Source organism: Paenibacillus sp. Y5S-9, from assembly GCF_036894235.1.
GTDB lineage: Bacteria > Bacillota > Bacilli > Paenibacillales > Paenibacillaceae > Paenibacillus.
Map to the genome: position 1 here is coordinate 1,208,471 of NZ_CP145887.1, position 14,302 is coordinate 1,222,772.

9 protein-coding genes are annotated in these 14,302 nt (G+C 47.3%); 7 read left to right on the forward strand and 2 right to left on the reverse strand.

Going from position 1 to position 14,302, the window contains the following annotated elements; translation table 11 throughout:
- Window positions 1-324: 324 nt before the first annotated feature.
- Together V6669_RS05315 and V6669_RS05320 are read right to left on the reverse strand one after the other, a co-directional pair.
- On the reverse strand, window positions 325-3,072 hold the full coding sequence (locus tag V6669_RS05315; RefSeq protein ID WP_338594847.1) for a DUF5689 domain-containing protein: 2,748 nt from the start codon (window positions 3,070-3,072) through the stop codon (window positions 325-327).
- A 261-nt stretch (window positions 3,073-3,333) separates the two neighbouring features.
- A complete protein-coding gene (locus V6669_RS05320; RefSeq protein ID WP_338591444.1) occupies window positions 3,334-3,810 on the reverse strand; it encodes an RNA polymerase sigma factor in 477 nt (158 codons plus the stop codon).
- 215 nt (window positions 3,811-4,025) lie between these two features.
- On the opposite strand from V6669_RS05320, the gene V6669_RS05325 reads away from it, so the two are divergent.
- From V6669_RS05325 to V6669_RS05355, 7 genes are all read left to right on the forward strand, one after another.
- On the forward strand, window positions 4,026-4,739 hold the full coding sequence (locus V6669_RS05325) for a response regulator transcription factor (RefSeq protein ID WP_210109649.1): 714 nt from the start codon (window positions 4,026-4,028) through the stop codon (window positions 4,737-4,739).
- A complete protein-coding gene (locus V6669_RS05330; protein WP_338591450.1) occupies window positions 4,736-6,202 on the forward strand; it encodes a HAMP domain-containing sensor histidine kinase in 1,467 nt (488 codons plus the stop codon). The genes V6669_RS05325 and V6669_RS05330 overlap by 4 nt, the downstream gene beginning before the upstream one ends.
- Window positions 6,199-7,362: a hypothetical protein gene (locus V6669_RS05335; RefSeq protein WP_338591452.1), complete on the forward strand. Its 1,164-nt coding sequence runs from the start codon at window positions 6,199-6,201 to the stop codon at window positions 7,360-7,362. Before V6669_RS05330 ends, V6669_RS05335 begins: the two co-directional genes overlap by 4 nt.
- 217 nt (window positions 7,363-7,579) lie before the next feature.
- Window positions 7,580-8,263 (forward strand): ABC transporter ATP-binding protein, encoded by a 684-nt coding sequence (locus V6669_RS05340; protein WP_338591454.1) that lies wholly within the window; start codon window positions 7,580-7,582, stop codon window positions 8,261-8,263.
- An 18-nt stretch (window positions 8,264-8,281) separates the two neighbouring features.
- Window positions 8,282-9,652 (forward strand): ABC transporter permease, encoded by a 1,371-nt coding sequence (locus V6669_RS05345; protein ID WP_338591457.1) that lies wholly within the window; start codon window positions 8,282-8,284, stop codon window positions 9,650-9,652.
- Between the two features lie 28 nt (window positions 9,653-9,680).
- Window positions 9,681-10,757, forward strand: coding sequence for an efflux RND transporter periplasmic adaptor subunit (locus V6669_RS05350; RefSeq protein WP_338591460.1), 1,077 nt, complete (start codon window positions 9,681-9,683; stop codon window positions 10,755-10,757).
- 571 nt (window positions 10,758-11,328) lie between these two features.
- Window positions 11,329-13,773 carry a glycoside hydrolase family 6 protein gene (locus V6669_RS05355; RefSeq protein WP_338591463.1) on the forward strand — a complete coding sequence of 815 codons (2,445 nt, stop codon included), beginning with the start codon at window positions 11,329-11,331 and terminating at the stop codon, window positions 13,771-13,773.
- Window positions 13,774-14,302: the final 529 nt, after the last annotated feature.

Below are 14,302 nucleotides of genomic sequence, written 5' to 3' on the forward strand. Positions count from 1 at the left end.
ATTCGGTCAAAATGGCTGAATAAGATCTGTCAGGTTCGTTAGCGCCTAGGGAGTGCAGCAATTTGGAAAGGCTGAAGCCGGAAAAATTATCATTAGCGCGACTAGTGCAAAAAGTGCAATAAATGCCACAAGTGCCACGAGTGTCTACTTTCTGGCCAAGGGTTCTACATGCACGATCATCAAAGAAAACGTGACCACTTTACTGTTTTACCGACATATGTCCTTCCATATAAAAAAACCGAAACCAGGTTGCCCTGTGAATCAGGCAATGTTGGTTTCGGTTTTTTAGTTGCTCGGTTAAACGTCAGGCTTCGTTACTGAGACTTAGCTAGCCAAAGGCAATGCTTTGGTCACTTGAACCGTAATTGTCTCGGTGCTGGTTACGCCTGCGGCGTTGATCAGCTCAGCACGGTACGTATACGTTCCGTTAGTACGACCGGACAATTCCGTTGTAGCACTTTGAGAAGCTGGTGTAGCAGCTTTCAATGTTTGTGTATCAATCAGAACATCATTCTCATAGAGACGGTATTCAGTTGCGTTTGTACCCCACCAGAGGTTCATGGATACGTTATAGCTGCCGTCACCATCCCAGTTGTTTTGGGACAAGTTGGCTTTCCCGGGAGCAGCATTAGTTACTTGTACCGTCAGCACGTCACTGCGTGTTGTGCCTTTGTCATTGGTCAGCTCAGCTACGTAAGTATACGTGCCGTTGGCTTTACCTGTAATTGCTGTTTTGGCAAATTGGGCGGACGGTGTAGTTGCAGTCAACTTCTGTGTATCGATCAGAACGCCGTTCTCATACAGTTTGTACTCAGAACCATTTTCGCCCCACCAGAGGTTCATGCTTACGTTATACGTACCTTCGAACAGGCCAGTAGTATATCCATTATCAGAAGAAAGCACCGGTTTACCCGGTGCTCCTGCAGCTGGAGTGGAAGGCACTTCGCCGCCACCTTGCTCTTCAGCAGGTACAAAATCATTCAAACTTCTAGGTTTCAATTGATATACATCTTTGAAAATAGCGGAAACGCCTGTGATATCGATTTTGTCACCAGCAGCATAAGGGAAGGAAGTCTCCGTCACACCTGTACGGGTGTCTACACGGATGTGTGTGCTCGTTCCATCTGCTGCTACCGCGTCGAATTCAAAAGATCCAACGGGTGTAGCACTGATGATATTCTCGATCGTTACATCTTTCAATTGAACCAGTTGACCCTGGTTCGCATCTGTAATTGCTGTAACTTCGATTGGAGCAGGTACGGAAGCCGTACCTGTTTTCTCAATCGCAACGATATCCGTAAGCTCGAACTCGCTGTTATAGATGGTTGTTGCTGCCGTTACTTTCACCTTGTCACCTGCATGGAAGCCGCTAGTATGCTGGAATACGTAAATTCCGGCAGTTTCATCTTGTAGATAGAAGGCTTGTCCACCGAATGCACCTGGTTCTGTCGTCACAACACCTTCGATAGTTATGGTCGTACCAACTGCTTTGGTGCGTGCTTCAGCAACGGTGATAGCCGCTGGAATCGGTCCTTCTTCTTCCGGAAGCTGTTCTGCTGGCACATTGCCAACAGTCACGGCATTGGTGATCAGGTTGCTGCCATTCAGACGCAGACGCAAGCTCGCAGCACCAGTTGTACCCGGTTTGATACGGACGTTCAGGTCTTTGATCCCGCGACCTTGGCTGTCCGAGGTTACACTGAATGTGGAGCTATACCCGTACGAAGTTGGCCAAGTACCACTTTCATTCTGGATCATGGCGACCTGTGTTCCGCCAGTCAGATAGATACCGGCACTATAACCGGATACGGTTGTGTTTGGAGCCATATTCTCCACAACTACACGAATCTGGAAGTCTTCTGCATTTGGAAGTGTATCCTGCTTCACGAAGCTGTAAGCAGCGTTTGCGCTGGATGCAGGTCCGCCATAAGAACCAGCCTTAAACGTGGAACGATCGTACCACTTGTATCCGGCAGCAGGTGCGGCCCAAGGTTCAGCCTGTGGTTCTGTGGAAGCAGCTGGCTCTTCAAATGGCAGCAGCGCTGTAGCTGTGTCCAATTCAAGTCCGTTCACTTCAGTTAGGCTTGTGTAGTTCTCTTGTGTAGCGAGCCAGTTTACGGTGTTCACGAGCAACACGGCATCATCGGCTTCTTTGAAACCGTCATAAGTTGTTTTGCGTGTGCCTGTCTCTTCACGCAAATATTTTGGTGATGCATCTTCAACCGGAGAGGAGTCACCGATGAAGGCAGCTTTACCTGCGCCCAGCTTGGATACAGCCACGTAAGGACCTTCTTCAATCCCGCCACCGTTGTAGACACCTTGGTCTACCGCGTTATTCCATTTTGCGTTGGTTTTTGGCAGGTACACAATGCCTTTTGCCTTTTCCGGATCGGTGATAGCGAGTGTTGAACCGGCGTGCATGGCTACAGCCGATACGCCTTCTGTGATGCCGAAGGCTTGATCTGCCGGTACTACGATATTGGCGTTGATATCGCCAAGTGCGTTATAGCGGAAACGTACGCCGAAGTTATCGGACAACCAGTCCGTGCTAGTTACATTTTGCATGGCATCCGAGTTACGCTCATCGGTGCTCATACCTTTGGCCGGATCTTCAAAAGCTCCCCGACGGTAACCGTTGATGACTTCAGAGCCATCCCAGCGGTTTTTGTTACGGTCGGCATTATAGTGATCTCCAACGAAGAAGATGCTGCCGCCCGTTTCAACATATTGTTTGAGTGCTGCTTGTTCGGATGTTTTGAAAGGAATTTGAGGCTCTGCAATAACGAATACGTTATACTCTTTCAGATCATCATAGGTAAATGGAGTTGTCTTGCGAAGTTCTTTGACATAATAACCATCATTCGCGAGTGCATTCCCGAAGTCGGAGAAACCTCCATCAATGACCCAGTCTGCAGCTCCAGCCGTTTGGCCGTGAGAGTTGTCGAACAATACTTTTTTACCTGCATTTTGGTTCACAACCTTTGCCTGGATGAACGGTGCCGGGTCTGTCGGTCCTTCCGCATGAACCGATGCATCTCCGTTCCATAATCCGACCTGAAGCGGCAAAGCCATGGACAATGCCAGGAGTGATTTTAAAAATACTCCTCGCATACCTGTTAATTTACCCAACCAAATCCCTCCCAAATATTAGTTGATTCATGAGTTCGTCCATATTCTACCACATGAAAATCTCACATAGTCATAACAATTTGTAAAAATTAACTCGATATTTGTAAAATTGGGTCTTTTGACATATCTATAGGTATTTCGGTCCTGTCTTTATTTATCCAATCTACCCTCGTATATTGATTTCGGCATAAAAAAAGCCATCTCTTATGAGATGACTTTGGCCCGAATTCGATTGACGGCATGGAAGACAGAGGATTTAATCATGCCTTCACTGCGATTCACCAGCTCTGCCGTTTCCTTAATGGAGTATCCATGGATGAGGCGAAGTTCTAATATTTTACGATGTTCGGTGTTGTTGATATGGGAGACAAGATCATGAACACCTTCGCTAATTTCAAGGTGAGAAGTATCGACGTGGTGGGTAGGTACCTCCAGACGACTGTCTCGTCTGAGTGTACGGGTCCGCCTGCGGAAGCTATCCATCGCCAGGTTACGGGCAATGCGTTTGAGATAATAGAGAAGCCGATCTTCAGGGATATCCACGGTAACGTTCATCAATCGAATGAAACAATCCTGTGCCAGATCTTCTGCGTCTTGCGGTTGTTTGACGATATGGGATAGATACCTTGTGATTTCTGATTTATAGTTGACATAAGCATCATTAATTAGTGTGCTGTTCATATGATGTGAATCCCCCTTGGATACAGATCAGGCTTGGGTCCGGTCTGGTATGAGTCTCTTATGATCCAAGTATATCGGGATGTTGTTTCCAAAAGGTTCAGAGTTGTATCGTAGTTGTAACATTTCGTGCTTCCCTCTATTCAAGCATACGGCTTGGGATACAAAATATAGGCAGATGAAGGAAATTCATAGAGCAGGGAGATTACGAGGGTATCATGAGACAAAAAGAGATTTTAATTATTGAGGACGAGGAGTCCATTCGCGATATTTTGTCCTATTCGTTACGTAAGGAAGGATTTGAGATCAAGGAAGCAGCTACGGGAAAAGAGGGTCTGGATCTGCTTCGGGATTCGAAGCCGGATCTGATTCTGTTGGACCTGATGCTGCCAGATATGAGCGGTTTTGATGTGTGCAGACAACTATCTGTGAATTCCAAGATACCTGTCATCATGATTACTGCAAAGTCGGACATGCTGGACAAGGTACTTGGCATGGAGCTGGGGGCAGATGACTATATCACGAAGCCTTTTGATATCCGTGAGGTGGTTGCGCGCATTCGGGCAATATTTCGCCGGATTGATCTCATCAGTGAGACACTGGAGAATCAATCCTATGAGGTGGTAAGGCTTGGCAAACATATTGAGATTCGCAAGGATGAACGGGAAGTGTGGAAAGACGGGGAACGCGCAGGACTCACCAATAAGGAATATGACCTGTTGTTATTTCTCGTGACCCATCATCGTAAGGTGCATACACGTTCTGAACTACTGGACAAGGTATGGGGATTTGATTTTGCGGGGGATACCCGAACCGTGGATATTCATGTACAACGGATTCGCAAGAAGTTGGATAGTGGTGCGCAGGGCATTTCGATGATTGAAACCGTATTTGGTGTAGGGTATAAGCTGAATATTCAGGTACAGACATGAAGTGGACGATCCAGTTCAAAATGGTGGTGTTATTCTCGGTCATTGTCTTTATCGGATTCTCTGTTCTGTTGATTCTGTCCAATAAGGTGGCACAGGAGAATATGTACCGGGAAGTGCATGAGGATATGGTGCAATCCAAAAGAAATCTGGACATCGCGCTGAATCAGTACTTCCTGATTCATAACAAACGCATGAGCAGAGACTCGCTCGAAGCAGGGAGTCGCGAGCTCGCGGAGCAGATTGGATCAGCCGTTGGCGGGAAGATTACGGTATACCGTCCCGATGCTTCGCCTTACGGATCTGCTGGCAGCGAGGTTAATGTTGCCAAGCGATCTGACCATCCTGATGTGGAGCAAGCCATACAATCCCGGATCGCTTACACCACCGTTGTGGATAAAGGTCGGGTCATCTCCAGTCTGTCCTTCCCACTTCAGATGGATCAACAATTGATTGGCATTGTACAGTTGGAAAAGGATTACACGGATTTGTACAAACGCAATCTTCGGTTCCAGAATACGATCAAGCTGTTTGCAGCGGTTATTTTCGTATTTGTATTTATCGGGTCCATCTTTATTTCCCGGAAAATTACACAACCCATCCGTGTACTCACGAAACGTTCTGCGGAAGTGGCTCAGGGAAGTCTGAATGCGGACATTCAGATTACAACCAAGGATGAGATCGGTGAATTGGCTTCAAGTTTCACCGTCATGATTAATCGGGTACGGGAGCAGATTGATGTGATTGAGCGAGAGCGGGACGAAGTAAAACAAGTGCAGGCGCGAAGCAAAGTCTTTTTTGACAATGTGACGCATGAATTGAAGACACCCTTAACAACGATCCTGGGGTACGCCCAGATTTTGCGGGATAACGGATTTACCGATCAGGACTTTTTTGACAAAGGCATGAATTATATTATCAAGGAAAGCCAGCGTCTCAACACGATGGTTGCGGATATTCTGGAGGTCTCTGTCTCCTCTGCGGTCATTCAGGCGTACCGTTTCGAACGTATCGATGTATCGGATATTATCCGTGAAGCTTGCGAGGATATGTCGATTAAGGCCAGTAAGTACAATATAGGGATTCATTATGAGCTGGAGGAACACCAGTATCTTCAGGGAGATCGGGATAAGCTGAAGGAGGTCTTCCTCAACGTTCTGGATAACTCGGTCAAGTACAGTGATGTGAACTCCATCATCGAAGTGCAATCCTTCCGGTTAGGTGATTCCATTGCTATTGTGATCCGTGATCAGGGAGAAGGAATTGGTGCTGAAGCGCTCCAGCATGTATTTGAACCCTTTTACCAGGATAAAGGAATCAACAGGGCCGAGAAAGGCAGTGCCGGGCTGGGACTGTCTATTGTGAAGAACATCGTTGAGCGTCATGGAGGAACAGTGGAGATGAAGAGCATCATGCGGCAAGGGACACAAGTAAATATCAGTCTTCCGGGGGAAATGAACGCATGAGACATCCTGGATTTTGGCGTAAACACCGAGACATATTGATGCTGTCCGGGCTGTTGATCACATTTGTCAGCGGGATTTTTGGGATTGGAAGTCTGTTCAGTATTGGAAATCTCAAGCCTAGAACAGTAATTTTGCCAAGTGAGCAATTCAACAGTCGTCTGGCGCCACCACCGAGCAGTACGATTCAGATCGAGTCGGCGACCAAGATTCCGAATGACTTTGCGATCTTTGATTTTGAAGTGGTAGACCGGAACACGATTATATTGAATCAATCGGAACCTTCCTATTCAGGGCTTCAGCTGTCTCTCCTGCATCTGGATGATAATGAAGTGAAGAATATTGCGAGTAATACGGATTATGGCTTTGCAATCAGTCCAAATCACAAGAAAATCATATATTCCCAGTACCGGGCGGGTCAGGCGCAGAAGACATCGTATGAGTATGTGATTGAGGATGGGAAACGTCGCAAGCTTCCGAACGACAACTCGTATTATCGAGTGTTTGTAGGGAACGAATCCTACATTGGTCAGGATGATCTGTTATTTAAACAAGTTGATCTGAGCCAGGGGACGAGTCATATCATCTACACGTATGAAGAGCTGATGGACATGTTCACAGGATCGAAACAAGGGAAAAGTTCGAATGATACGTTTATCGTAATGGATGTGTTGCAGGTTAGCGAAGATCTGAAGCAGTTTTATATGCTGGTGATGCTGAAAGACAAGTATGCCATCTATCGTGTATCGCTTGGGGACGGGCATGAAGTGAAGGCGTATGCTGCAATGGAAGACATTCTACAATTCAAGTTGCTGAAAAATGGTGACATGCTCATCCAGGGAACGATGAATAAGGTACAGGGACTATATCGGTATCGTGCAGCGCAGGAGCAATATGATCTGGTATTAAAAGGTTCTATCTGGAACTTCGAACTGGATGCAGATGAATCGCGAATAGCTTACTTTTACCCGATGGACAATCAGAATCAGAAGAGTGAGTTGCATGTTGCTTACCTGAATGACAGCAAGCTTTCGTCAGATACGGTGATCTACCGCAATATTGATAACTTTACTAATCTGAAGTGGAATAACGATGAGCTATTTGCAGTGGGCAGTACGATGGATAAAAGTGAGTTGTACCGCTTTAGTTTCAGAGCCTGGTAAGCTGTGGAAGGTATACGAATATAAGACCTTGGTCTGGTGGAGCTGGCGATATCTCCTCTGCGGACAAGGTCTTTTTGTTATGACATTTTACAAGTTGGATACAACTCCGGTCAGCCCGGATACATCTCCACCCTATAATTAAATAGAAATGTGCTACGCGAATCTTTTTGAACAACCTCTGTACATATTTAGCAAGTAGAAAGGAAGACATGTAGCAATGCTTCAAGTTGAACAATTATCCCACTCGTTCCGCAATGGCCAGGGAACCGTGCCGGTGCTTCAGGATATCAACCTGACGATTGAAGAAGGCAAGATGGTAGCCCTGCTTGGCAGTTCTGGTTCGGGGAAGTCCACGCTGCTGAATCTGATGGCGGGGCTGATGAAACCGGATCAGGGCAAGATTCTAATTGCGGGACAAGATATTGTGCGTTTCAGTGAAAATCGCCTGGCTGAGTTCAGGCGCAGTCACATCGGGTTTATTTTCCAGTCCTATGAGCTGCTGTCTAATCTTACGATCCGGGAAAATGTAGAGTTACCTTTGGTGTTCATGGGCATCAGCCCTTCGAAACGCAAAGCAAAAGCATTGAAGTTGCTGGAACAGGTTGGACTGAGTGAAAAAGCAAACTTGTTCCCGTCTCAGTTGTCGGGCGGTCAACAACAACGTGTCAGTATTGCACGCTCGCTCATTACCGAACCTTCGGTGATCTTTGCAGATGAGCCTACCGGGAATCTGGATACCGAGACGGAGGAAGAGATTATTGCGATTTTGCAGCAGCTTAACCGGGATATGAATACCACCTTTGTCATTGTGACACATGAAGCAGAGGTCGCGGAGCAGATGCAGGTCGTACTGACACTGCAACATGGCATACTGGTCGAAGAAGCAGTAAGGGAAGTTTGAGGCAAAAGGAGAGGAAATGTGAGAATACGGGATGTAGTACGTATGGCCTGGGGACAGATCATTCGCAGAAAAATGGTCACACTGCTGTGCATGATGGGGCTGTCCATCGGCTCTGCCGCCATGATCATTGCACTTAGCGTGGGGCAGTCCGTACAGACCTACAGCGAGAAAACATTGAACGACAATTACAAGATGGATGAAATCACGATTACACCCAATGAGGGCATACGTACTGGCAACGGCAAGGGGAATGGTCAGACATCGAAGTTTGAACGGGGAGCATTGACGTTGGAAAAGATTCAGATTATCCAAAGACTTCCTCATGTTGTTGCCGTGGCTCCCATGTTAAAGCTGGATTCGCTGGAAATGGTGCTTCCGGATGGTCGCAGCACGTATGTTGAGGTCATTGGTACCCAGCTGGAGACCTTGGGCGGGTTTGGATACAAGTACGCTGAGGGACGTGGGGCAGAGGATGGTCGTATGGCGGTAACCAGTTATGGGGCTGCATTCGGACTCGTGGACCCCAAAGTAACTCAGAAGTTATTCGAGCAGTTGAATGCTGATCCGTATAACACTGAGCTTTTGGAGCAGTTTACGGAAATGTCCGCCAAGCAGGATCAGCTGGTTCAGCAGCTGGTTCAGTTCCGATATGAAGATTATGCAAATGCGAGCAAAACCAAAATGAGTGGCTCTATACGCGTGTCTGGAGAGTTGACGAAGCCTTCCAACATGGATGAGATGAGTGCTCAAAATGATAAAAAGGTATTTCTGCCGCTCGATACAGCTCGTGCATTGCAGGATGAGCTTGGATTACAGCAGGCCGACAGCAGTGCGGCCAAACATCTTAACTCGGCTCTGGTCAAGGTTGAGGACAAACGTTATGTATCTCAGGTGGAAGAACAGATTAAAAAGCTGACGTTAAACACACAGAGTAATCTGTTCCAGGAGGAAGCGATGGCAGGTCAATTGGCGATGTACCAGAAAGCGGCATTGGGGATCGGTGGTTTTATCATGCTGCTGGCCTCATTATCCATTATTGTAGCGATGATTATGTCTACGCATCAGCGTCGTAAACAGATTGGTGTGATGAAGGTGCTGGGTGCAAATCTATGGCAGATCCGCCAGATGTTTATTACGGAAGCAGCGATGCTTGGATTGATGGGCGGCGTGGCTGGTGTTGGGATTGCCTTTGCTGCCCTCGGCGGGGTGAACAGCCTGCTGGCGAGTCAGATGGCAGATCAGATGAATGGTCCGATGACCGTCGTTATTCAGCAGTCGGCTCTGCCACTTGGCATCGTTTTTGCTATTCTGGTTGGCATTGTATCAGGTATATATCCGGCAATCAGCGCATCTCGGACCAATGCATTAACTGTGATCAAATCAATGTAATTTTATCAGTGAAAGGGAAATTGGGCACATGAAGAAATGGATTAAAATCATTATCACTGTTGTACTTTTGGCAGGTGCAGGGTACTGGCTGTATGAAAAATACAAGCCAAAACCGGAGGCGCCTATAGAGATTCCGCCCCCGATTACCTTTGATGTGACACAGGAAACGATGACGCAATCGATACAGGTGAAGGGGAAATCCGTATACACCGATCAGACCGATATCTTCGCTCCGTATGCTTCCAACATCAAGCAGTGGCACGTGAAAAGTGGTGAGCAGGTGAGCAAAGGGGATATCCTGTTTACTCTGGACACATCCACATTACTAACGGAAGTAGAACAACTGCAGAGCGATCTGGAGAAAGCCCAGTTGGAAAATAAGATGAATCAGGTTAGCCTGGATCAGGCGAATATGAGCGAGGCGCTTGGCGTGACGGAAGAGGAGCGCAAGAAGGCATTTGCAGATCGAGAAGGTAAACGCCTGACCAATGAGTTGAATCAAAAAGCGCTGGTCCTCAAGGAGAAGGAGATACAGAAAAAGCAGGCAGTAATAAGTAAGTCTGTTGTGTATGCTTCTGCTTCCGGTATATTTCAGATGAATGAAGAGGACAGCAAGACACGTGCAGTGACGGAAGGACAGCTAATCGGGTCCATTACAAATATCAGCAAACTGAAATTCATGACGATTGTTGGTGAAGAAGAAATGTTCAGGCTTAAGGTGGGGATGCCGGTTAAGGTACGAATGACAGCGCAGAAAGACCTGGAATTCACCGGGAAGGTGAGCAAGGTATCCAAATTCGCCCGCAAGAGTACCGATACGGACCTCAAGCAAGCTTCCCAGTTTGACGTGGTCATTGATCTGAAGCCGGACGCCAGAATGTATGGAGGCGTGAGTCTGGAAGGGGATATTGAGACGATGCGTAAGGATAAAGTGACGGTTGTGTCCAGCCTGGCGATCATGCGAGATCAGACCGAACCTTACGTACTGTTAGACAAAGGGAACGGACAGACAGAGCCGCTGACCATCCAGGCTGGAATGGAATCGGGGGACAAGACGGAAGTGGTTAGTGGCTTGAAACCGGGAGACATTGTCGTTTTGCCCTAGACGTAGGAATTTAAGAACAAGGCATCGTATGTAGTGACGATCTAGATGAGCGGGTTTATTCGGCATTGAAAAACACGAGGTTCATTGTGGCAGATTGCCAGGATGAACCTCGTGTGTCTTTTGGAGCAAGGGATGTCCAGAATCCTGCCTGAATTATGGGAAAAAATATAATTAAATTTATATAATTCAATTTACAGTAATATTTACATGACGTATAATCAGAACATAAGGAGGTGACACCGAACATCATGTTTGTAGATGGATAGGCGAAGGCCTTTTTTTTAACTGCTTAAAGAAAGCGCTTACCCAATTTGGGATTCAGACATCCCGTAAGTCATTGTTCACACTTCTTCATGTCTAACACACGTTCAACCACACCCACCATATTATACTCATTCACATGATTAGCCCTCACACACCATTTGTTTGCTCAAGATTCCAGTCATACAACCATTTCTTTTGGAGGTGATACAACCAACTCATCCGAACGTTCTCTTCGTGCTAAGCATCATAATGACACAGAGGATCAGACATGAGTACAACCCAATCTAACTAAAGGAAAGGTGGAACTATGAAGACTAAATTGAAAACCAAATCGAGAGGTAAGAAGATCCTGCGCAAAGGTGTAAAGCAAATGTTGGCAGCAACGCTGCTCGCTGCGGGGATTTTCCCTGGATTGTCTCCAGGCTTGACTCAGGCGGCTGAAGCACATGTGGATAATCCATTTGTAGGGGCAACCGCTTATCTGAACCAGGACTACTCGGCTCTCGTGGATACGTCCATTGCGCTGACCAACGATGCATCGTTGAAGGCCAAGATGGAGACAGTCAAATCGTATCCAACCGCAGTATGGATTGACCGGATTGCTGCAATCTATGGCGGCTCGGACAACGCTGGTCGCAAAAGTGTAGAGCAACATCTTGATGCCGTTCTCGCTCAAAAGAAACCGGGTACGCCAATAACGGCTTCATTTGTTATTTACAATCTGCCCGGACGGGATTGTCATGCACTTGCATCGAATGGTGAACTTCCACTAACACAGGCAGCACTGCAGACGTATAAAACGGATTATATTGATGTCATAGCAGATATCTTCGCAGATCCGAAGTATCAGGATATTCGTATTATTGCTGTCATTGAACCGGACAGTCTGCCTAACCTTGTAACCAACCTGAGTACACCAGCTTGTGGTCAAGCCAGCTCAACAGGTATCTATGAGGCGGGTGTGAAGTATGCATTGGACAAGCTGCACGCCATTCCGAATGTGTACAACTATCTGGACATCGGCCACTCCGGCTGGCTTGGATGGGATAACAACCGTTCTGCAGCAGTCGCGCTGTATACAAGTGTTGTGCAAGGAACAGCCGCAGGTCTGAGCAGTGCAGATGGCTTCATTACAAATACAGCAAACACTACACCGCTGGGGGAGCCGAACCTGTCTAACCCTGATCTCAATATCGGTGGACAACCGATTAAATCGGCCAAGTTTTATGAGTGGAATCCTTATTTTGACGAAACCGATTTCACTGCTGCGCTGTATGCCGATTTCGTACAAGCTGGCTGGCCAAGCAGCACAGGTTTCCTGATTGATACTAGCCGGAATGGGTGGGGCGGGGTAGACCGTCCAGCATCTGCTACGGGCAGCAACATCAACGATTATGTGAATTCCGGACGTGTAGATCGCCGGGAGCATCGGGGGAACTGGTGTAATGCCAGTGGCGCAGGTATTGGTGAAGCACCTAAGGCTGCACCAGGACCAGCGCATCTGGATGCTTATGTATGGGTGAAACCTCCGGGTGAATCCGATGGCTCCAGCTCCGAAATTCCGAATAACGAAGGTAAAGGGTTCGACCGGATGTGTGATCCAACCTTCACAACTCGGGATGGTGTATTAACAGGTGCGTTGCCTAATGCTCCGGTATCGGGTCACTGGTTCCATGATCAATTCGTGGCACTGGTGAAAAACGCATTCCCTGTACTGCCTGCCAGTAACGGTGGAGGCAATCCTCCGGGCGGAACAACAGCTCCGGCAGCACCAGCAGCATTGACGGCTACTGCCGGTAATGCTCAAGTCTCCTTGACGTGGACTGCATCTACAGGTGCAACGAGTTATAGTGTGAAGCGGGCACTGAGTGCATCAGGTCCATTCACAACAATTGCAGCTAACGTGAGTGGAACATCTTACAGCAACACCGGTCTGATCAATGGTACAACCTATTATTATGTGGTAACGGCAACAAATGCAGTAGGTGAAAGTGTTAACTCTGCAACAGCAACAGCTACACCTGTTGCAGGTGTAACGGCGCCAGCTGCACCGACTGCTCTCACAGCAACTGCAGGCAATGCACAGGTGAGCCTGACGTGGACCGCTTCTACAGGTGCAACAAGTTATAATGTGAAACGCGCGCTGAGTGCAACAGGTCCGTTCACAACGATCGCGGCGAATGTGAGTGGTACGTCCTACACGAACACTGCCCTCACGAACGGCACAACGTATCATTATGTGGTAAGTGCAGTGAATGCAGCAGGGCAAAGTGCCAATTCCGCTGTAGCTTCCGCGACACCTCAAAGTGTCGTTGTACCAACGAGTGATCTTGTCGTGCAATATCGTGCTGGAGATACCAATGCTCAAGATAGCCAGATCAAACCGTATTTCAACATCAAAAATCTGGGTAGTACTGCTGTGAATCTGAGTGATCTGAAGATCCGGTACTACTTCTCCAAAGAAGGCTCGGCTGCGATGGATTCTGCCATAGATTATGCTCAAGTTGGTGGAGCCAATATCCAGCGGACCTTCACAGACTCGTATGTAGAACTGAGCTTCACATCTGGCGCTGGCAGCATTCAGGCTGGTGGACAGACTGGAGACATCCAGCTTCGCATGTACAAAACAGACTGGTCAAACTTTGACGAGACCAATGACTACTCCTTCGATCCAACGAAAACATCCTATCAGGATTGGAACAAGGTAACGCTCTACCAAGGTGGAAACCTGGTATGGGGCATTGAGCCTTAAACTTTACTTGTAACTGTCTTAACCGCGATCCTCAGTGTTTTAGAGGATCGCGGTTTTTTGCTATGCATTACAAAGAGTCATTCTCGATTGAAGTACTTGATCAACTGAGGAACGTAGTGGAGGGGACGAAATCGATTCTGAAGAAACGAAGTGTTCGCCTTTATCACCGGATTTTACCCTTGGAAAGGGGATGGAAGAAAATCCGGGGATAACAGCGATCATAAGAACGATTCGTAACCGGAACGGATATCCCTCACAGCTGCAAGTTCTTTTTCTCAAATGACTCTAAAAACACTGATTATTGATCGTTTTGGACGGATATTTGCCTAGGGTCTGGCAGGCAGGATGTCTATAATAGAACCCGATGGGCGGGATCACCACGCTCGGATTGGAAAGAGAATGGAAGGGGGACCGCACTCTGGTAGTCGGGCAAGCTGATTTCTCTTTTTTAATTTTGTAAGCGTAATCATTATGGCGAGTCTGGTCTTTTGAAGAAGGTCTGTACGAATGATCGAACGTCTAATCATCA